The organism is Parabacteroides sp. AT13, assembly GCF_002272965.1.
GTDB lineage: Bacteria > Bacteroidota > Bacteroidia > Bacteroidales > Tannerellaceae > Parabacteroides > Parabacteroides distasonis.
On sequence record NZ_NQMH01000002.1, the window covers coordinates 521,396 to 542,852 of the forward strand.

Sequence of the window (21,457 nt, forward strand, 5' to 3'; positions counted from 1 at the left end):
ATGTTATTTTTTATTTACCTTGACCCATTCCTTCTTCTCGAAGTCATATTGTTTCAATATACGGGCGGGGTTGCCTCCCACGACAGAGTAAGAAGGGACAGATTTTGTAACGACACTTCCAGAAGCTATGACACAATGTGTCCCAATTGTAATCCCTTGATTTATACAAGAATTACCGCCAATCCAAACATCATCTTCTATTATCGTGCGGTTGGGGCTTACTCCTTGTTTAGCGATTGGTCTATCTACATCCAGATAATTATGAGTCAGTCCGGTTATTTGGGCTCCACTTCCGATCGTAACATAATTTCCTAGGGTGACGGGGCCTACTAATTTCACTCTTGAGGTTACATGAGTGTAATCTCCAATTGTAATATCTCCCATACCATTGTTGATAATGGCATAATCTTCTATTACGCTTTTTATTCCTAATGTAATTTTTTTTGAAGGGATTATATCTAATCTCGCTTTTCTTCTGATAATAGCCCCTTTCCCTTTTTTAATTACGAATGGAATAAGAAAAATCCTAGCCCACAAGCGAGGACGGGAGGTATACGGATGTATCAACAGATAATGAAGGTTTTTTTTTAATTGAGGATGATTGTTTAACATATTTATAATTGTATTATAGATTGATGAATGAATATAATTTATTTACTGAGTTTTCCCATGTGTGCATATGAGCGAATTGTATCCTTTTTTTTATTAAAGTTTGATTATTCGTCTGTAAAGCCGTATGTATGGCCTCGACATATTCGGTGGTATCATCGCAGTTCCATACATGATCTTCAAATAGGCTCATGGTTTTTGTCCGGGTTGCGATGACTGGTTTTCCTAGTGCCAAATATTCGTCGATTTTGCGTGGATAATTCCCGATCGTTATATGATTTATTTTCTGGGGATTCATGCAGACATCAAAATGCGCTACATATGAGGGTATACTTGCTTGAGGTTTCTCGCCGAGAAATATGACATTCTTTAAAGTATGTAATTTATGCACTTTAAAATACTCATCTTCTCCTCCTACCATGACAAATGAGTAAGAAGGACATTGTTTGGCTACTTCATAAATGAGATTTGCGTCTAATCTACGATCTGTGATCCAACCTACATAACCAATGATAGGACGTGGGATGTTGATCATATCGGGGGGTAAGGCATAGTTGGCTTTATGGTCGTATTTACTAAGGTCGAGTCCTTGTCCGATCGTATCCGTGTTGGGATTATAGGTAGATACGGCTTCTGCCAGTTGGGATGAGTTTGTCGCTACCAGATCGCATTTTTCACACAATAGGGGTTCTAGGCGAGGAGCATGTTTGCGCCAGTATGCGGAAGTCAAATTGTCTCTCCTATAATATATGGAGAAGACGGGTTGTAATAAATCAATAGCGTAGAAACTGCGATAAATGTCGTTGTCTATAAATAGAATATATTCATTGAAATTTAATTGTCTTAAAATCTTCTTTACGAAGGAATACATTTTGATATTATTTGCCTTATTCGCTAAGTCAAACAACTTCCCGTCTGGCAAGAAATTGATGGGCCAAACAGTGAAAGGATAATCCAGTATCCATAGATTAGGGTTTATTTGCCTTAAATGAAGTGCTTTGCCATCGACAGTGTCTTGCCGATGGACAATATCCGGTGCCTCGCTTTTGCTCTTGTATGTTTTCTTGTCAAGCGGCGTGTTGACATAAAGTACCCTGTTATGCTTGGATACCTCCAAGGCGATATCTCTTGCGTTCGATCCTATCGGGATATCCCAAGGCTGTAATCCGGTGAATACGAAATCCTTTCCTGTTATCATGGCATTATGATTATATGGATTTATATATTGACAGTAGCTCCGTGGCGGTTGTTTCCCAAGAGAACCGCTTTGCTCTTCGCAGCCCGTATTGTATCTGCTGGCGGTATAATGCGGGGTCTTTTTCTAAGGAGAGTATCTTGTGGGCGATATCCTTGGCGTCAGTGGGATCGCATAGCAAGGCACCCGGGCCGCCTACCTCTGGCATGGAGGAGGTGTTGGAGGTGACGACCGGCGTGCCGCAGGCCATCGCTTCCAGCAAGGGGATACCAAAACTTTCCCGTAACGATGTATACAGGAAAGCAAAGGCGCCGCTATAGAGATAGGGCAAGTCTGTATTCGGGATATAGCCCGGGCAGACGATGTGGGGACGGACGTGCTCGATTCCCTGCTCTCGCAAGATGCTGCCGAGGATCTCTTCCTTTATATCCGCTATCAGCAAAGGAAGGGGTTTGGGAGATTTTTCCCGGTAAAGGCTATATGCCTTTAACGTGCGTGGAACGTTTTTCTTGGGATCCGTATTTCCCAAGAAAAATAAATACCGGGACTCCTCTATATATTTCCGGGTAATGGGAGAGGGATCTTCCTGAGGGTAGAAATGACGGCTGTATCCGTTGTATACGGTCGTGATCTGCCCGTCTGGTAATCGTAGCGCCTCCCGTATACGGTTTCGCTCGAAATGGGATACCGTTATGATCTTCCGGCATTGGGGCAGTATCCGGGGCACCACGAGACGGCGGTAGTGCCATCCCATATTCTGATAGAGGGACTTATTGCCGCTTTTCCGGGGCTCCATGAATATGATGTCGTGAAGAGTCAACACCAAGGGTACCGGGCAATGGATCGGGGCCGTGTTGCTGGTGCAGTGCAATAGGTCGGGCTTGATCTTCGCTACGGCACGGGGCAGGGCCACTTGCTCCCACAGTGGATAGGTGGGGCAATGAAGCTCTATGATACGCAGATTGTCGGATTCCCGCAGGCAATGATCCTCCCCGGGACTGACAAATATGAAGTACTCGTTCTCGTGATCCTTCTTCTGCAGTTCCTTGATGCTTTCAAGGGCTACAAAATCCATCCCGTGCTTGTTGGGCCGGAATATTCGTTGTGCTTCTATCGCTATTCTCATTTCTTGACGGGGAGTTTATCAATGTGACTATGTTTTGTGTGTATGAATTTCTTGTTTGCTCCCCTTAGACGAAAAAAATTGAGAAACATCAAGATGAATAGGAGTGGCAAGTGTTTCAAGGCTTTCCTGAAGCGGTGATCCACTAGGTTGTCGGGCACGGCGATACTGAAAGTTATGCCGAGCAACACGAGTAAGAACCACCATTTGATTGATAGTACCCAGTCGAAAAAGGTGAAGAATACCGAGAATAATACTATGAACCCTAACAGGATGACGCGGGGAGGCATGGCCCATTGGAAGAGCTTGTCGCAATAATCCCAGTTTCCTTTTAGCAGGGCTATCGGTAATTGGGTGATCCCGGACATCAAACTGGAAAATTGGTTTGCCAACCAGCGTCGGCGTTGGTTGTAGAATCCTCTGCTGCCCTGTATTTTCTCGTCATATACCAATACGTCTTCTAAATATTCTATGTATATGTATTGCGATAGCAGTACTTTCTCTAATTGTTTATCTACGCCAATAGGACCTACCTTCCATATGTTCTCTTGGAACAAGGGGTATTCGAACGCCATCCCCGAGCCGATCAAGGCGGATGAGAAGCCGAGCCGTACATGCCCTTTCCTGAAGATGGAGTTGTTGATCTCCTCGCTTACTGCGTCGAGCACGGCCGTATCGGTATTTAGGTTTTTCGCTACCCGGTGCGTCTGTACGACCGAGCAACCAGAGTAGAAAGCGTCGTTGATTTTGTCTAGATAGTTTGTGGGTACTTGATTATCTGCATCGAGAATGACAACGATGTCATATACCTCTTGCTTGTCCTCGATGTACTTTATCGCTTTCTGCAAGGCATTTGTCTTGGTGCTTTTTTCCTCCGTAATCTTGACTACCTTTGCCGATAAATCTCGGAGCCGCTCATTCGTCTCGTCGCTCATGTGATCTGATATGACGATAATGTCATATTTATCCCTTGGGTATTCTTGCCGGAGGAAATCCTCGACGGAATGAAGGATTACCTCGTCTTCGTCGTAAGCCGGAAACAACACGGCGAAACGATATCTTTTCCGGGCTTTCGGGTATGTGTCTTTTCGTTTTTTCAAGGAGAAAAAGGCGAAAATAAAAAGGTAGAGTACCCCCAATAAAAAGAGGAGGAATAATATGGAATCTCCCAATAAATAGAGCTTCTCATGGCTTTCTGCCCATTCGGATCCTAAATAGATGAATTTATTCATGGTATTATATCAGGTATTTTGTCGTTATTTGCATTTAATTTATTTGTCTCGCTTATTTCTTTATCAAAATACTCGCCTTTTAAGGCTAGCGTTATACCGGTTATGACAATTATATACGTGGGGAATTGACCGAGAAAGGCATTTCCGTAGGCGCTTAATAACATGCCGAATATGCCGCAAAGGAGAGCCGTGAGCCGGCCTTTCAGCTCCTTGTCCTTTACCTTGAACATGACAATCCACGCCGCCCGGAACACACTGATGAAGTAGACTCCGAAGAAAAGGATGGCGCCCACGATCCCCGTCTCCACCCAGATCTTGACATAGAAGGAGTCGTGGGGTATAGAGGTGGTGAACCTGTAGGATATTTTTTGGTTCTCTACGCCGGATAACCCTATGCCTTCGCCGAAGGGCCTCGTGTTTATATAAGTGGCAAGCTTTTGTCGATTTTCCTTCCGTACGTTAAAAGACGCATCCTCAGAGGGAGTGAATGCGGTCCGCATCCTTCGTATCATCACGTTGCTTTGACCGATCGTCGTGAAAGCGAAAAATACATAGAGAAAGATTAGCGATAACCCTCCTAGGATGCAAGCCTTGAGGTTCTTGCTCATAAGCGTGTAAAGCATAAGCCCGCCTATGGGTACGATCATGGCTCCCCGCGTACCGGACATGAACATGGCAATAAGGCAAATGATTGCTACCGAGAAGTAATAGATTCTTTGTCCGATCTTGGATACGTATATCGCCATCAGTGCGAATAGCAGGCTAGCGCATCCCATATTGGAACCGAAGTTTCCCGCGTCGGTGAAAAACGAGAAATACCGTGTGCCATAACCGATGATATGCGTGAGGGCACCTCCGTTGTTGAGCCACTGGAGCTCACCGTAATCAAAACCGATATATTTTTGTGCGAATGCTTTTAGGGCGGCGCTAAGCGAGAATATGGAAAGGAGCGTGATGATCCATCTCACTTGGCCGTTTTTGGTGATTACCAACGAGATGATCAGCGAGATGAGAAAGCCATTCAAGATAAGCGATCTCGATAAGAGCCAAGCTTCAAGTAACCCGGTAGGGTTCGCTATCTCGGCGAGGCAATAGAGCAACCAGATGAACATACCTATGGTAAACGTGTTGATCGCATGTTTCCATTCGATATCTCTTGACAGGGCGGAATGGATGATGATAAGCACGAAAAGGAGGGCCATCAAGGAATCCATCAAGAAACTGATACCATCTATTTGTATATATCGGGTTGCCGCTAATAAATAATAGTTCACGGTGAAGATGATGAAAAATAGGGCTACCGGATACCTTACGCTTTGTATCGCCATTATGAACAAAACAGGTAAGCCTATGAGGCCCATTGCTATAGGTAGCTGCCCCATGGATAGGGATAAAGCTATTCCTGCCAAGCCTAATATGAATATGGGAGGGAATAACCTTTGGTTTATTATGTCGTTATATCCTAGCCTCATTGCTATTTGACATTGTCTTTTCGTGCGGTGAAACCTAGGTATCGCATCCGGTAAGCGATTGTGCTTACCGACGATTTGGGTGGCAATTGTCCGGTAAAGTCCTCTACCGCAAAGCGACTTGCGTTATTGAGATAGATATAAAACGGTGTTTCACCAGATAGTTCTTTCAAGAATCCCAAAAGCTCGTCGTCACTGTTCTTCCATACTCTCTGAGCGTTGGCGACTAACAAGTTGACATCTGCTTTCCCTATGAGGGCACTGGGGATCATATGGCTTTGGGCATAGGCCTGCTCTATTAACAGGATGTCCGGATGCTGGTGGCACTCTATGAGTTCTTTGAAATCTGTGCTCAAGAGGAAAGACGGATTTTCCAAGATTTCTTTCTCTACTTCAAAGTAAGATACCCGTAACCCTCGTTCTTCCCAGTATTCCTTGAAGTAATTTGCTATAAAGGTTTTTCCTTCCCCTTTCTCAATACTTAATAAATTGACGCAGGTGGTTTCTCCTTTCCGCAGGTAAGGAGTAAGCCTGTTGCAGGCATAGGAGGCGGATATACGGTTGCAAGCCTTGATATAGCCACGGTATCTTAATTGTACGTTTCCCGTAAACGCTCCCAGTATGTTTGTCCGGGTGAGGCGGTGGGTACGCTCGGCGTCTCGCAGGGTACGATCCAATAATTCTTGTACCATATAATATCCGAGGATAAAGATGAGGCTACCGATAAATGCCGCTATTACCAGCAACGCACGTTTTCTGTTGTCGTTCATCAATGGGAATGTAGGAGCGGTGATCGTGTTTAAATTACTGGAAGTCAACTCTAAATCCTTTTGCTTTAGCTTGGCTAGGTTTAAGCCATGCAATACCTCGAGATAAGATTCTTCTGTGAATTTGATCTCTCTTTCTTTTCGGTGGATTTGGGTACCTACCGGGGAGAATACTTTGTATTGTTCCTCGTAATCTTTTTCCCTTTTCTCCAATACCTTTAGTTCTGCCTCCGCTTTTGTACTACGTATGACTGCGTCTAGCCATTGGCTGACCATATCATCTATAGCCACCCCCTCGGTGGAGTATTTATATTCATTGATATCGTTGCTGATAGCTCCGATTTTCTTCTCGGTCTCTTTCAGTTTTTGTTGGTATTCTTTTAAGTCGGGGTCGTTAGCTTGTGCTTCTTCTGTGCTAAAGTTCTGTATTTCCGTGATCTTGCCGTTGATCGTGGTGATATCACTTAATGCATCTATAAACTCCGTGTTGGCTCGGAACAATTTAGCCCGTGTCTCCATGCGTTGCTCTAGTTGTTTGACTAGGTTCGATGAGCTCTCGTATTCACGGCGTATGGCCTCGCACCGGTCTTCGTAATTGGTTCGAGAGATAGCGATTGCCTTAGTTTGCTCTAAATAGTTAATGACGTTGTTCTTTACGTTGTAGTTGGTCAGCTCGTCCTCTTGCTTTGTCAATCGTGCTTGGAGTATCCGGAGTTGCTCTTCGTAATACTTGACAATGTCGTTTACTGTCTTGAAACGTAGGTTATTATAAGCATTGCTCAATTCTTCGCTAAGTAATTTAACTGTGCTTAAGGAGATTCCGGGATCACTGGATTTATAGGAAATTTCGATTAGGTCGCTATTGTTTATCCGTCGGACAATGACGGTTTTTAAAGCGTTGTAACTATAAAAAGCAGCGTCGTAGCTGAATAGTCCGTATAGGAAATTGTCTGGTTCCTCTGTCCTATATTTTTCTAAATTCCGGACTGTATTCTCAAATGATTTCTTGTCGATGAGCTTATGGACGCTTTCGGGTACTATTTTTAAGAGCGCACGGTAATTTTTTGCCATGATGTACTTGTTATCAGCATTGGGGTTTCCGTACATCATGTTTAAAGCGAATAATTTCAAGGATACCTTTTCCAAAGTTCCTTTGGACTTGGTTAGGTTAATGATATTGTCGAACGTGCTGTTTTGCTCGAAATAGCTAGTCTTATTATCCTCGCTTAATCCGGAGGATGAAACGATACCCGTATATATACTTGTGCTTACCGTATAGGTCTTGGGTAAGAACTGGGTAAAATAGGCCACTAAAAGAGTTACCAGCATACTACCAAATAATAGTTGATAGCGTATGCGGTAAAGGAATCTTGATATATACACGGTAATATCCATAATCTCTTATTTGTCTTGTATGATTCTCACGTTTGTCAACATCTCTAGGAGTGTAATGGCATTGTGAAGCGTAGCTTGGCCCTCTTGGTAGTTTACTACAGCGCTAGACCGCCTTCCTCTTTCCAGTGAAAGGGCGATGATATCTATCTTTCCGTTGATAAAATCTTGTTCCGATATTTTCATCTGGGCGTTGTATAACGCCGCCGCATCGGATTTGGCTTTTAACGTTGACAAAGCGAGTAATACCTCATTATATGCTTGTAATATTTTTAATTTCCGTTCTTCGATTGATATCTCATACTCATAATCTAATTGGCGATAATGTGCTTTTTTTGCCCTGACCTTTTGTTTACGACTAAATAAATCTCCTAGAGGGATCGATAAGGAAACTCCCGCGTTATAAAGGTGCTGATTAGTTCCCATACTGGCCATGGATAATGGATCGTCTATGGTTTCCCTTGATGTTAATTGTATGACTCTGCCATATTGGTATTGGCCAAAAACTCGAAAGTAGCTTAGCCATTCCCGTTTTGTTATCTTCATTTCTGCGTTAGCTTCCTCTCGCTTTGCTTCATAGATTCGTATGGATGGATGATCGTATACGGATTCGAGGAATACGGATAATGGAGGGAGTTGAATACGCTCATAGTCATCCAGCATGGAAAGGATCGAATCTGACCCAGCCGTCGCAGTAATAGTTGTAGCCTTATCGAAATAAGTACTTTTCTTTTTCTGTGCGAAAACATAGAAAATATCTAATACAATAAAAAGCATGATAAGTATCTTTCTCATAAAACTCTTGAATTATACGTCCTCTTTCTGCACGAACGCCGTGAATGTCTTGAATATAATCTTTGCGTCCAGCCAGAAAGAAAATGTATGAGCATATTTGATGTCTAATTGTTTACGTTCCTCGGCGGACATACTACCAGAATTGCCACGTTTCTCTACTTGCCAGAGGCCTGTAAGGCCGGCAGGAGCCATGAAGCGTTGTATGTATTCGTCACTGGTCAGTAGCTCAGCCTCGTATATGGGAAGAGGGCGGTTACCAACTATTGACATGTCTCCTTTTAATATATTGAATAGCTGGGGGAGTTCGTCAATGCTGTATTTCCGGATAATATGGCCGATCTTTGTTATACGGGGATCATTCTCTAATTTGATGAAAGCGTTGGAACGTTCGTGACGTTTTACTTTTAAATAGTCGTTTTCAGGAGTAGCGTCATTATCAGAATATAAAATGATATTTTGTTTATTCTCTTTAAAAAAAGAGGTCGCATTCTGTGAATTCACAGAAGTTGCTGAAGAGGCTACAGCCTCTTCAGCAATAGATTCCGTATACTGATTAAGCTTTTTATACTCTGTTATGCGCTTGTCCGCATCCATATACATAGAGCGGAACTTATAAAAATCGAAAACCTTATAGTTGCTGCCTACTCGTTTCGACTTGTAGAAAGCGGGGCCTTTGTCCTCCAGCTTGATCCAAATCACCGTGATGATAAAGATAGGGGAGAGGCAGAGGAGCGCCATGGATGAGAAAATGATGTCGAAGACCCTTTTCCATAAAGGCAGCTTGAAAATGGCGAGATCAGGCTCTTTTATTTGAGGCTTACGCGCTTTTTCCATTCTCTTGCATTTCTCGGCGATACCCAGTAGCTTCACTAAATCTTCCTTAGAGGTAGACTCGGAGATGACACAGTCCGTTCCGGCTTGCAAATAGGATATTTTCTCCTCCCGGGTCATTTCCGGGGCGATTAATACGATATAGATATTTTGAAACGTCTTATGCAAATGCATGATCGCAGGAATGTTTAACGTAGGATCTGTTTTCTCGATGAATACACAATAATCCATTTCCTCGGCAGGAAGAAGCGTGTTTTTCATCTGCAGAAGCGTTATACATTCTATGACCCCGGTGCCTAATGCCTTACGTAAACGTTCGGCCAACGGCACGTTATTACCGAAAAAGACATAATTCATTATCTTAATATTCGTTTTACCCTTACCCTTAATTCCTCTGGATTGAAAGGCTTCAAGATAAAGTCTTCCGCCCCTTCCTCAAACAAACGTATTCTATTTGAGCTGCTCTCTACGCTCGATAGGATCAAGACCGGTATATGGCTGAACATATCGTTCGCTTTTAAATAAACCAAGAATTCCTCTCCGGACATTTCTGGCATATTCAAGTCAGAGATGATCAAATCCGGTAAATTGCCTTCTTGAAGCCAAGCGATCGCTTTCAAAGGATTTTCTTTATAGGATACCTTGTAAGTACTTGATAAATAAAGCATGATTATCTTTGCGATTTCTTGCTTGTCATCCACTAAAAGAACAGATTTCTCCATAGAGTCGTATAATATTGTCGTCTTTTGTTTTATCTATTATGCAAATTTAGGATATTAAATTGAAAAAATCTATGTTTTTCAATTGTTTTTTTGAAAAAACAGTTCGGACTTTGAAAATAGGGGAAACTGCGATTTTTTGATTAAGTTTGTACGCACATAAATGAGATGAGTATTCGAAGATGCGTTGGAGGAAATATATAGATTTTGATGTTATTCATTTATTGGTTGGCGCTATTGTCGGGATGGGCTTGTCCTCTTGCCAGCCGGAGATGCCGGTGATCTCTACGATAACCGTGGAGGCGGATGGCCTGACGGTTCCCGTGAACCCGGATCTGTATGGTTTGACCATTGAGGAGATCAACCACGGGATCGATGGGGGGCTGTACGCCGAGCTGATCCAGAACCGGAGCTTCGAGGATGGCGTGCCACCCTTGAACTGCCCTTACGACGCCGCCCGGAACGTCTTGATTACCCCGAATGGCTGGACGATCCCTTTCATGCGGGGAGATTCCGTACCGGGATGGAGGCGGATCGTCCCTAATACACAGATATACCCGGATATGAAGGAGCTGGTGAATGATAAGAACCGGCGGTCGTTGCTCGTGGCCGTATCGACTTCCGGGGAGTCGGGGCGCGGAGGCGTGATAGCCGAGGGATACCGGGGGATACCGATCCGGAAAGGGGAACGATACGATCTATCGTTTTTCGCCAAGGGGGCGAATATGGTGCCCCGTACCATCCGGGTGGCCTTGGAGGACTCGATGGCTAATACGGTCTTGAGCGATGTGTTTCAGGTAGCGCCGCTATACGAGTGGAAACGATACAGGCATACGTTTACGGCTACGGAGGATGCGCCGAACGCGGTCTTGACGATCACGGCCGATACCTCCGCCGTGTTTTGGCTGGATGTGGTATCCCTCTTCCCGGAGGATACGTGGAAGGGACGGAAGAACGGGCTGAGACCGGACTTGGCGGCGCTGGTCGATTCCTTGGCCCCTCGTTTTATCCGTTTCCCCGGAGGCAGTTTCGTGGAGGGGTATACGGCGGGTACGTACCCTATCTGGAGGGAGACGCTGGGCGATATCTCGGAGCGTAAGCATTTCTGGAACGTATGGGCCTATGGTACGACGAACGGCATGGGCTACCACGAGTACTTGCAAATGTGCGAGGATATGGGGGCGGAGCCTATCTACGTTATTAATAGCGGGATCACGAGCCAAAGCCGCCGGCCCCGCTACGAGGATATCACGGCGATGGATAAGCTCACGGGAGATGCCTTGGACGCTATCGCCTACGCGAACGCCCCGGCGGATTCCCTGCCGGGCGCCCTGCGTGCGAGGAACGGGCATCCGGAACCTTTCAACTTGAAGTATGTCGAGATCGGCAGCGAGAACTATGGCGGGGAGTATTTCAGGCGCTTTGAGCTTTTCCGCAAGGCGATCAAGGAGGCTTATCCGGAGATTACCGTTATCAGCAGTTCGCCCCTCACGAAGCGAGGCCGTAGCGAGTGGGTGGATTCCCATTATTACGCCGGGGAGCATTTCTTCCTGTCTAACTCCGGCCGGTTCAATAGCGACCGGTATTCCCGGCGTTCGCCGGCGGTGTTTATCGGGGAGTTCGGGACGACGGAGCGGCCCTTGGCCGGTACGCTCCGGGCGGCGGTGGCCGAGGCCTGTTTCTTGGTCGGGGCGGAGGAGAACCCGGATATGGTACGCCGCTTGGCGTATGCCCCGGTATTGGGCAACGCCGGGTTCGAGAACCAGCGCCATCCGTTGATCTCTTTCAACACCCATCAGGCGGTGGTCTCTCCTTCCTACCATTTATTAAAGATGTTTACCCGCCATCGGGGGGATGAGGTGCTGAAGACGATCGTGGATACCTACGAGAAACCACAGGTACGTACGGGCCGGGCGGGCGTAGAGATGTTTGATAATAGCTATGAGTTCAAGGACGTGCGGATCGACGGCGTGCCCGTATCGGATATATCCGTGATGAGCGGGGGATGGAAGGTCCCGGAGGCTGGTACGTTGGTGCCGGAGGCCAACCGGTGGAACCATGTATTGTTCGGCGACTCTACGAGCTACGCCTATGAATATACGGCTACCGTCCGGCGTACGAAAGGTAGCGGGCAGATACAGCTTCGCCTCCGCGACAACGGGCGGACGGGCGAGCAGGCGGATTATATCGCCTTTACGATCGGGGCGGGAACGAGCGAGCTGTACCATCAGGTAGGTGGCGTGAAGGATAGCTTGGTCTCTCCCGTGCGCTTCCCTTTTGAGAGTAACCGGTGGTATACGGTTCGCGTGACGTGCGAGTACGAGCGCGTCCGTTGCTATGTGGACGGCGTATTGCTGCATGAGGTGGATATGCGCCCGATCCCGTCGTTGGTATCCGTCGCTACCCTCGACAAGGAGAACCGGGTGATTTACCTGAAGGTAGTGAATACGACCCGCCACGAGGAGAAGACCTCTTTGCGTATCGAGGGAGTTAATATCCGTAACGAGGCGGAGCTGATCCAATTGAGAGGGGAGCCGGAGGCCCGTAATACGTTTGAGAACCCGGGGGCCGTAACGCCTGTCACCGAGCCTGTCGTATTCCCGATGAGCGGCCCGTTTATCTATAATTTCCCGCCTAATTCGGTGACGATCTTGAAATTATACATGGAGTAGGCCAGATAGGGCAGGAGGGCCGGTACACTTTATCTGTATTTATCCTAACTTCGCGGCGACTTTAACAAAAAAATGTGTTATGGAACCAATGCATAAGATAAACAAGGTAGAGCTCCGGAGCTTGCAGCTTGAGGACTATACGCAGTTGTCGCAATCTTTCAAGAGGGTGTACGCCGACAAGGATGTTTTCTGGACCCGCAAGCAGATCGAGACGTTGATACGGATATTTCCCGAGGGACAGGTCGTGACGCTGGTGGATGACCGGATCGTAGGATGCGCCCTCTCCATCATCGTGGATTATGACATGGTGAAAGGGGATCATACCTACGCCAAGGTAACGGGTAACGAGACGTTCAACACGCATAACTCGAACGGGAATATATTATATGGTATAGAGGTGTTCATCCATCCGGACTACCGGGGCCTCCGGCTGGCCCGCCGTATGTACGAGTACCGGAAGGAGCTGTGCGAGAAGTTGAACCTGAAGGCGATCATGTTCGGCGGACGTATCCCGAACTATTATAAATACGCCGACCATATGCGTCCGAAGGAATACATCGAGAAGGTGCGCTCACGCCAGATCTACGACCCGGTGCTCACCTTCCAGCTCTCCAACGATTTCCACGTGCGGAAGGTGATGATGAACTACTTGCCGAACGACGAGGAGTCGAAGCATTGCGCTACCCTGCTGCAATGGGATAATATCTATTACCAGCCGCCTACGACGGATTACGTGGATAAGAAGACAACCGTGCGTGTCGGCCTCGTACAATGGCAGATGCGGCCTTATAAGACACTGGACGACGTGTTCGAGCAGGTGGAGTTCTTCGTCGACGCCGTGTCCGATTACAAGAGCGACTTCATCCTTTTCCCCGAGTATTTCAACGCTCCGCTGATGGCCAAGTTCAACCATCTGGGGGAGGCGCAGAGCATCCGTGGGCTGGCCCAGTACACCGAGGAGATCCGTGAGCGATTCGTGAACCTCGCCATCAGTTACAATATCAATATCATCACCGGTAGCATGCCTTTGCTGAAGGAGGACGGGGCGCTATATAACGTGGGATACCTGATCCGTCGTGACGGCTCCTACGAGATGTACGAGAAGGTACATGTCACCCCGGACGAGCAGAAGAGCTGGGGACTCTCGGGCGGGAAGATGGTGAAGACGTTTGACACGGATTGCGCCCGGATCGGCGTGCTGATCTGCTATGACGTGGAATTCCCGGAGCTTTCCCGTATCATGGCCGACCAAGGGATGCAGATACTCTTCGTGCCTTTCCTTACGGATACGCAGAACGGTTACTCTCGGGTTCGTGTGTGTGCCCAGGCCCGGGCGATCGAGAACGAGTGCTTCGTGGTGATAGCGGGCAGCGTGGGCAACCTGCCTCGTGTGCATAATATGGATATACAGTACGCCCAGTCGGGTGTGTTCACGCCTTGCGATTTCGCTTTCCCTACCGATGGCAAGCGTGCGGAGGCAACCCCGAATACGGAGATGATCCTCGTATCGGACGTGGACCTTGATTTGCTCAACGAGTTGCATACGTACGGTAGCGTGCGTAACCTTCGGGACCGTCGCCACGACTTGTATGAGTTGAGGGTAAAAAAACAGTAGTGTTCGCGGTTGAACACAATTGTATTCAAGGTTGAACACAGTAGTGTTCGCTATTAAACACAATTATATTCGCCGGAAGAATGCGGTAGGGGCGGGATCTGTCCGCCCTCCCGTGTATGCGTGGGAGGGCGGACGAATCCCGCCCCTGCGGTTTATATATCGGGGGGAGGATCGCTCGCTTCCCCCCTTCGGAAATGATCTTAATGACTTAGCATCTCAGCCGTGATCGGCGTGAATTTCTCGGCATCCGATTTACGGAGTTGTACGCTACCGTCGTTCCAGTTGGAAGGCCAACCTCCGATGATGTGTCCGAGGAATACCAGCTTGATCTCGTGCAAGCCCTTCGCCAAGGCCACGGAGGTGTCATGGCGGGAGAAGCGTTTTACCTCGCCACCGTTGTTAACCATCAGCTTGCCGTCGATCCATACCTCCTCTAAATCGGAAGAGATGTAATAAACGCCATCCTCCGGGATATTCACGTAGCCGGTAGCGATAGCGGCGTATTGCTTCACGCCTCGCATGGACTCGGGGGCGGGCACTTGGTTGGTCAGCTCACGGGTCGTCTTGATGACCTGTTTCTTACCGGTCTTCTGGGCGGCCTCCAGATCCTTTACGCTCAGGTACATGCCATCGAATACCTCCATGTCGAGGCCCGGAGCCGTCTTGGCTACCTCCTTGGCGGGAGCCAGCGTTTGTTTCTCCACGAGGATCGTGCGAGGCTTACCCATCTTGCCGGAAGGCAATACGGAAGCGATCTTCACGGTCGTAGTCTCGGTGATGTCGAAAGGAGCCGTATATACGGTAGATTCCGGGGTAGGCTCGGTGCCATCCAGCGTGTAGACCATCTTCATCGGACGGTTCGTGGTGAATGTCATGGTAGCCTTGTCCGTGAAAGCCACGAAGTTGCAAGAACCGTTCGGTTGCTCGGGCTGCGGGATGTAGTAGTTGATACCGTGTCCGTCTAGGCGAACCTGAGCGTTGTCCAGACGGCGTTCGAAGTCCTTGTAATCCTTCCGGTCCAGCGGGCTCCAAGCGATCTCGGAGAGGGCTAGGATACGGGGATAGATACGGTACTCCATGATGTCCGTGTTATACAGGTACTCACTCCATACGTTGCATTGCACGCCCTTGATGAAATGCCCTTTACCGGCCGCTGCCAGCGTGTCGGGGACGGGGTTGTACTTGTAGACCCGCTCCGCCGTGGTGAATCCTCCGATAGATACCGGGTTGATCTTGTAGTCGCCTTGGAACTGGTCGATATACATGCCCTCGCTTCCCGGGGTCATGATCACGTCGTGGTTCATGCTAGCGGCGGCGATACCGCCTTCCTCACCTCGCCAAGACATGACCGTGGCCGACGGGGCCAGACCTCCCTCAAGGATCTCGTCCCATCCGATCATCTTCTTGCCGTGCTTGTTTACGACCTTCTCCATGCGTTGTACGAAATAGCTCTGCAATTTCTCCTCGGCGGAATGTTCCTTGTCGCCTTTCAAGCCTTCCTTACGGATACGGGCCTGGCAAAGCGGGCATTTCTCCCAGCTCGTCTTCGGGCACTCGTCGCCTCCGATATGGAAATACTCGCCCGGGAATAGGGGAGCTACCTCGGCGATCACGTCCTCGAAGAACTGGAAGGGCTCTTCCTTGCCGGCGCATAATACGATGTCTTCCACGCCCCAGATGATACGGGGAGTACCCTGCTTACCCTCGCAAGACAGCTCCGGATAGGCGGCGATAGCGGCCATCTCGTGTCCCGGAAGCTCTATCTCGGGAACGATCGTGATGAAACGATCCGCCGCGTATCGAACGATCTCCTTCACCTCCTCTTGGGTATAGAAGCCTCCGTACTCGGTACCCTCGCCATCGATGCGCTTAGAGCCGATCTCGGTCAGTTTCGGGTACTTCTTGATCTCGATACGCCATCCTTGGTCGTCGGTCAGGTGCCAATGCATGCGGTTGATCTTGAACAGGGCCAATACGTCCAGCTGCTTCTTGATATTCTCTACCGGGATGAAATGGCGGCAGGGGTCGAGCATGATACCGCGGTAGCCGAAACGAGGCTCGTCCTTGATAGATACGGCCGGGGCGGTCCATGCGATACCTTGCACGGCGGAAGGACTCTCGATCTCGGCGGGCAGCAATTGCAGGAACGATTGCATACCGTAGAAAAGACCTTGAGGGGTCTTGGCCTTGATACGGACGCCGCTGTCGGCTACGTCGAGCGTGTATCCCTCGTCGTTTACGTCCAGAGCGCCGTCGATAACCAACGAGATACCGTCGGAAGTCTCTTTGTCGGCGGTAGCTATCTGGTAGCCTGTCGCCGTGTTCATTTTAGCCGCGAAGAACTCGGCTACGGTTTTCGCCTCCGGGGTGGAAGCGTAGATCTTCGTGTTTTTGTTTAGCTTGAAGTTTCCTTCGTTCTGCGTAAGGCTGACCGGTGTCGGGATGATGTTGATACCTTGGTTGTAAGCTTTCGCTTTACCGGGAGCATCATCACATGAGGCCATCAGGCCCAAGACAGCGCCGGCGCAGATTGTAGCAAGGAGCTTTTTCATAGAATTAAAAATTGAAAGTTGAAAATTGAATATTGTTTAGATGTTTTTGAGAGTTTAAAAAGAGAATTGAGAGTTGAAGATAAGATGCCGTTTGGCATCCTTTTCAATTCTCAATTCTCAATTTCCTATTTACCATGCGAAGATAGGATATTCCTTCATGATACCGTTCACCTTCTCACGAACGGCGCCGATAGTCTTATCGCATTCGGGAGCGGCCAATACGGTGTCGATCAGTTCCACGATCTCGCCCATAAGCGGCTCTTTAGCGCCACGGGTCGTGATAGCGGGCGTACCCACACGGATACCGGAGGTCTGGAAGGCCGAGCGGCTGTCGAACGGAACCATGTTCTTGTTCACCGTGATGTCGGCGGCTACCAAGGCTTTCTCGGCCACCTTACCGGTCAGGTCGGGGAACTTCGTGCGCAGGTCGATCAGCATGCTGTGGTTGTCCGTACCGCCGGAGATGATCTTGTACCCTTTGTCCGTGAAGGCCTTGGCCATAGCGGCGGCGTTCGCTTTCACCTGTGCTTGGTACGTCTTGTATTCCGGCTCCAAAGCCTCTCCGAAGGCTACGGCCTTGGCCGCGATCACATGCTCCAGCGGACCACCCTGGATACCCGGGAATACGGCGGAGTCCAACAACTGAGACATCTTCTTGATCTCGCCTTTCGGTGTCTTCTTGCCCCAAGGATTCTCGAAATCCTTACCCAGCAGGATGATACCGCCACGAGGACCCCGCAGGGTCTTATGCGTCGTAGACGTTACGATGTGAGCGTACTCCAGCGGGTTGTTCAGTAAACCGGCGGCGATCAGGCCTGCCGGGTGAGCCATATCGATCATCAATAAGGCGCCTACCTTGTCGGCTATCTCACGCATACGTTTGTAATCCCAGTCACGGGAATAAGCGGAACCACCGCCAACGATCAATTTCGGTTTCTCACGAAGGGCTACTTCCTCCATTTGGTCGTAGTCCACCCGTCCGGTATCTTCCTTTACATTATATTCGGTAGCGTGATAGAGAACGCCGGAGCTATTTACTGGTGAACCGTGGGACAGGTGTCCGCCATGCGACAGGTTCAACCCGAGGAACGTGTCGCCCGGATTCAATACGGCGAAGAATACGGCTGCGTTGGCCTGCGCCCCGGAGTGAGGCTGCACGTTGGCCCATTCGGCGTTGAATAGCTTTTTCAACCGTTCGATAGCGATCGTTTCACTTTGGTCTACTACCTCGCAACCCCCATAATAACGCTTGCCGGGATATCCCTCGGCGTATTTGTTGGTCAGACAGCTTCCCATGGCCTGCATGACCTGGTCGCTGACAAAGTTCTCGGAAGCGATCAACTCAATGCCTTTCAATTGGCGTTGGTGCTCCTTCTCGATAATGTCAAAAATGATGTTGTCTCTTTTCATTACCTCTTAAATTGGTTATTGCAATGATATGTTCCTCATTGAAAAGGAATCCTCGCGAATGTACTATATTATTTTAATACTATTTAAAAGATTCCGTTTAATTATTACAGATGCGCCGGAAATGGCTCCGCTTACCACTTGGTGAGGGTTACGTTTCTGAACTCAACCTCCTTACCCTCGCTCTGTAGCCCGATATGGCCTTCCTTCACCTTGTTGGTTCCGGTGTTCTGGTATACGCCGTTGATGTAAACGGTGATGACGCCGTCTTTCACGAAGATGTTCGCCTCGTTCCACTCTCCGGCGGGCTTCTCGCTGGACGGGTTCACGTTCTTTACGACAGGGAAGAAGGGACGTTCCTCTCCCGGGCGTTGCTGGTACTCGACAAGGTCGGAGCCTCCCAGCAATACGAACAATCCGGCCCTCCCGGCTTGCAGATTGCATTCGATACTGTTCGGGAAGGGATTCTGGAAATCTACGATGTGTAAGAAGATACCGCTATTGGCGTTGGAATCCCCATTCGGCCAACGCCATTCCACGTGCAATTTATAGTCGCTGTATTTCTCCTTGGTGTACATATAGCCGAAAGGCTGGCCGGTGATGAAGATCTTACCGTCGCGTACGGAATAGACCTGATCGGCGGGGACGGAGTTTTTGTCGACTACGAAATTCCAGTTAGACAGGTCTTTCCCGTTGAACAGTTTCTCGGTCTTCTGTGCGTTCGCCCCATTGGAGAAACAGAAGAGGGAGGCGGCTAATACAGCCAAAGATAGCATTCTTTTTTTCATGGCATTAAACTCTATTTATAGTATGATTAATCAACGATTAGTTTGCGATAGCGTACCCGTTTCGGCTCGGCGTCGCCCAAGGTCTTACGTTTGTATTCCTCGTACTCGGAATAGGTCCCTTCGTAGAAGACCACGTTGGAATCACCCTCGAACGACAGGATATGCGTACAGATACGGTCCAAGAACCAACGGTCGTGAGAGACAACGACGGCGCAACCGGCGAAGTTCTCCAGACCCTCCTCCAAGGCACGTAGCGTGTTCACGTCGATATCGTTGGTTGGCTCGTCGAGCAGCAATACGTTAGCGTCCGCTTTCAGCGTCAGCGCCAGATGCAGGCGGTTACGCTCTCCTCCGGAGAGTACGCCGCATAGCTTCTCTTGATCCGCTCCTGCGAAATTGAATTTAGACAGGTAAGCCCGTGCGTTCACCTCCTTGCCACCCATACGGATGAATTCCTGTCCGCCGGATACGACTTGGTAAACGGTCTTTTTCGGGTCTATATCCTTATGGGTCTGGTCGGCGTAACCTACTTGTACGGTCTCGCCCACCTCGAAGGTCCCCTTGTCGATGCTTTCCATGCCCATGATCATCTTAAATAAGGTAGTCTTACCGGCACCGTTTGGCCCGATGACTCCCACGATACCGTTCGGGGGAAGCATGAAGTTCAAATCATCGAACAGCAGCTTATCGCCGAACGCCTTCGCCACGTGCTGTGCCTCGATCACCTTATTGCCCAAGCGAGGGCCGTTCGGGATGAAGATCTCCAGCTTAGCCTCACGCTCCTTCTGGTCCTCGTTCAAGAGGGCCTCGTACGAGTTCAGACGTGCCTTACCCTTGGCGTGACGGGCCTTCGGCGCCATATTGATCCATTCCAGCTCACGCTCCAAGGTCTTACGGCGCTTGCTGACTTGCTTCTCTTCTTGAGCCATACGCTTCGTCTTCTGGTCTAGCCAAGAGGAGTAATTACCCTTCCAAGGGATACCCTCGCCACGATCCAGCTCAAGGATCCATCCGGCCACGTGGTCTAGGAAGTAACGGTCGTGCGTGATGCAGATAACGGTACCGGCATATTGTTGCAGATGTTGCTCCAGCCAGTCGATCGACTCGGCGTCCAAGTGGTTGGTCGGCTCATCCAACAGCAATACGTCCGGCTGCTGGAGCAGCAATCGGCAAAGGGCCACCCGGCGACGCTCGCCTCCGGACAACGTATCCACCACCTGATCCTCCGGCGGACAACGCAAAGCGTCCATGGCACGTTCCAGACGGCTGTCGAGGTTCCATGCGTCCGTAGCGTCGATCTTGTCCTGCAACTCCGCCTGACGGTTGATCAAGGCATCCATCTTATCCGGATCTTCCAGCACCTCCGGATCGCCGAATCGCTCGTTCACCTCCTCATATTCCTTCAAGGTGTCCACGATCTCCTGCACGCCTTCCTGCACGATCTCCTTCACGGTCTTGCCCGGCTCCAACTTAGGGTCCTGCTCCAGATACCCTACGGAATACCCGGGGGAGAAGACCACCTCTCCCTGATAATCCTTATCGATACCGGCGATAATCTTCAGCAACGTAGATTTACCGGAACCATTCAATCCGATGATTCCGATCTTCGCCCCATAGAAAAAGGACAGATATATATTCTTTAAAACCTGTTTTTGAGGCGGAAAGATCTTGTTCACGCCTACCATCGAGAAAATAATCTTCTTATCGTCTGCCATATAATTTTTTGTGTGTTAATTGGTTCCTTAACTTAAAATAATGGTGTACAAATCTACGTAAATATCTTTTATTTTACAAATTAACAAAGATCATAGGTATCAGATATCTACCGATTGCCAAGTTTGGCGTGTGGAGATTACTCGGTTCAATTCTCTTGTGCAAGAAGCCGGTAGATATGCTATGCCTCGGAAGTTGAGCTTTAGCGTTATCATAAATGAGGGTAGGAGAGGTTGTGCGGCGTTGTGGTTAGGACTGTGCGATCATGTGGCTTTAGGTTGTGTGATCCTAACGATTTAGGATTGTGGTTCGTCTTCGTCTTGTGAAGATATGTAACCGGTTTATGCATGATGTAATACGTGATGTAAAGTGCTTATATCTTGTTTCTTGCATTTGCTCCCCATGAAAAAACTAAAATTTACCCCTCTTGAAATTTGTATAATAAAATAAAACCCCCTATCTTTGCACTCGCATTACAAAAGTAACGCACAGGATGATTCGCTAGCTCAGCTGGTAGAGCACAACACTTTTAATGTTGGGGTCCTGGGTTCGAGCCCCAGGCGGATCACCGAAAATAA

General features: G+C 48.6%; 15 protein-coding genes and 1 tRNA gene. 3 read left to right on the forward strand and 13 right to left on the reverse strand.

Going from position 1 to position 21,457, the window contains the following annotated elements:
- Positions 1 to 3: 3 nt before the first annotated feature.
- The 9 genes from CI959_RS16525 to CI959_RS16565 all read right to left on the reverse strand — a co-directional run bounded on the left by CI959_RS16525 (position 4) and on the right by CI959_RS16565 (position 10,135).
- The gene (locus CI959_RS16525) at positions 4 to 612 is read right to left on the reverse strand and encodes a DapH/DapD/GlmU-related protein (RefSeq protein ID WP_057317321.1); all 609 of its coding nucleotides are present in this window, start codon (positions 610 to 612) and stop codon (positions 4 to 6) included.
- A 13-nt stretch (positions 613 to 625) separates the two neighbouring features.
- On the reverse strand, positions 626 to 1,807 hold the full coding sequence (locus tag CI959_RS16530; RefSeq protein ID WP_057317320.1) for a glycosyltransferase: 1,182 nt from the start codon (positions 1,805 to 1,807) through the stop codon (positions 626 to 628).
- A gap of 10 nt (positions 1,808 to 1,817) precedes the next feature.
- Positions 1,818 to 2,930, reverse strand: a complete 1,113-nt coding sequence (locus CI959_RS16535) for a glycosyltransferase family 1 protein (RefSeq protein WP_057317319.1) — start codon at positions 2,928 to 2,930, stop codon at positions 1,818 to 1,820.
- Positions 2,927 to 4,159 (reverse strand): glycosyltransferase family 2 protein, encoded by a 1,233-nt coding sequence (locus tag CI959_RS16540; RefSeq protein ID WP_057317318.1) that lies wholly within the window; start codon positions 4,157 to 4,159, stop codon positions 2,927 to 2,929. The genes CI959_RS16535 and CI959_RS16540 overlap by 4 nt, the downstream gene beginning before the upstream one ends.
- Positions 4,156 to 5,568, reverse strand: a complete 1,413-nt coding sequence (locus tag CI959_RS16545; protein ID WP_230327199.1) for an O-antigen ligase — start codon at positions 5,566 to 5,568, stop codon at positions 4,156 to 4,158. Before CI959_RS16545 ends, CI959_RS16540 begins: the two co-directional genes overlap by 4 nt.
- A 65-nt stretch (positions 5,569 to 5,633) precedes the next feature.
- Positions 5,634 to 7,790, reverse strand: coding sequence for a hypothetical protein (locus CI959_RS16550; protein WP_057317316.1), 2,157 nt, complete (start codon positions 7,788 to 7,790; stop codon positions 5,634 to 5,636).
- A gap of 6 nt (positions 7,791 to 7,796) precedes the next feature.
- Positions 7,797 to 8,582: a TolC family protein gene (locus tag CI959_RS16555; RefSeq protein ID WP_057317315.1), complete on the reverse strand. Its 786-nt coding sequence runs from the start codon at positions 8,580 to 8,582 to the stop codon at positions 7,797 to 7,799.
- A 12-nt stretch (positions 8,583 to 8,594) separates the two neighbouring features.
- Entirely contained in the window at positions 8,595 to 9,770 is a 1,176-nt protein-coding gene (locus tag CI959_RS16560; protein ID WP_057317314.1) for a sugar transferase, read from the reverse strand.
- Positions 9,770 to 10,135: a PleD family two-component system response regulator gene (locus tag CI959_RS16565; RefSeq protein ID WP_005856577.1), complete on the reverse strand. Its 366-nt coding sequence runs from the start codon at positions 10,133 to 10,135 to the stop codon at positions 9,770 to 9,772. Before CI959_RS16565 ends, CI959_RS16560 begins: the two co-directional genes overlap by 1 nt.
- Positions 10,136 to 10,314: 179 nt before the next feature.
- Between CI959_RS16565 and CI959_RS16570 the strand changes: the two genes are divergently transcribed.
- Positions 10,315 to 12,804 carry an alpha-L-arabinofuranosidase C-terminal domain-containing protein gene (locus tag CI959_RS16570; protein WP_057317313.1) on the forward strand — a complete coding sequence of 830 codons (2,490 nt, stop codon included), beginning with the start codon at positions 10,315 to 10,317 and terminating at the stop codon, positions 12,802 to 12,804.
- A 79-nt stretch (positions 12,805 to 12,883) separates the two neighbouring features.
- Positions 12,884 to 14,419, forward strand: a complete 1,536-nt coding sequence (locus CI959_RS16575; RefSeq protein WP_057317312.1) for a carbon-nitrogen hydrolase family protein — start codon at positions 12,884 to 12,886, stop codon at positions 14,417 to 14,419.
- 200 nt (positions 14,420 to 14,619) lie between these two features.
- On the opposite strand, the gene CI959_RS16580 is transcribed toward CI959_RS16575, so the two are convergent.
- The 4 genes from CI959_RS16580 to ettA all read right to left on the reverse strand — a co-directional run bounded on the left by CI959_RS16580 (position 14,620) and on the right by ettA (position 20,881).
- Positions 14,620 to 16,971 (reverse strand): family 20 glycosylhydrolase, encoded by a 2,352-nt coding sequence (locus CI959_RS16580; protein ID WP_057317311.1) that lies wholly within the window; start codon positions 16,969 to 16,971, stop codon positions 14,620 to 14,622.
- Positions 16,972 to 17,100: 129 nt separating this feature from the next.
- Positions 17,101 to 18,381, reverse strand: coding sequence for a serine hydroxymethyltransferase (gene glyA, locus CI959_RS16585; RefSeq protein WP_005856586.1), 1,281 nt, complete (start codon positions 18,379 to 18,381; stop codon positions 17,101 to 17,103).
- 131 nt (positions 18,382 to 18,512) lie between these two features.
- Positions 18,513 to 19,166, reverse strand: coding sequence for a DUF1080 domain-containing protein (locus CI959_RS16590; protein WP_057317310.1), 654 nt, complete (start codon positions 19,164 to 19,166; stop codon positions 18,513 to 18,515).
- A gap of 26 nt (positions 19,167 to 19,192) precedes the next feature.
- The gene (gene ettA, locus CI959_RS16595; protein ID WP_005856590.1) at positions 19,193 to 20,881 is read right to left on the reverse strand and encodes an energy-dependent translational throttle protein EttA; all 1,689 of its coding nucleotides are present in this window, start codon (positions 20,879 to 20,881) and stop codon (positions 19,193 to 19,195) included.
- A gap of 493 nt (positions 20,882 to 21,374) precedes the next feature.
- On the opposite strand from ettA, the gene CI959_RS16600 reads away from it, so the two are divergent.
- A tRNA-Lys gene (locus CI959_RS16600) sits at positions 21,375 to 21,447 on the forward strand.
- The last annotated feature ends 10 nt before the right edge of the window (positions 21,448 to 21,457 follow it).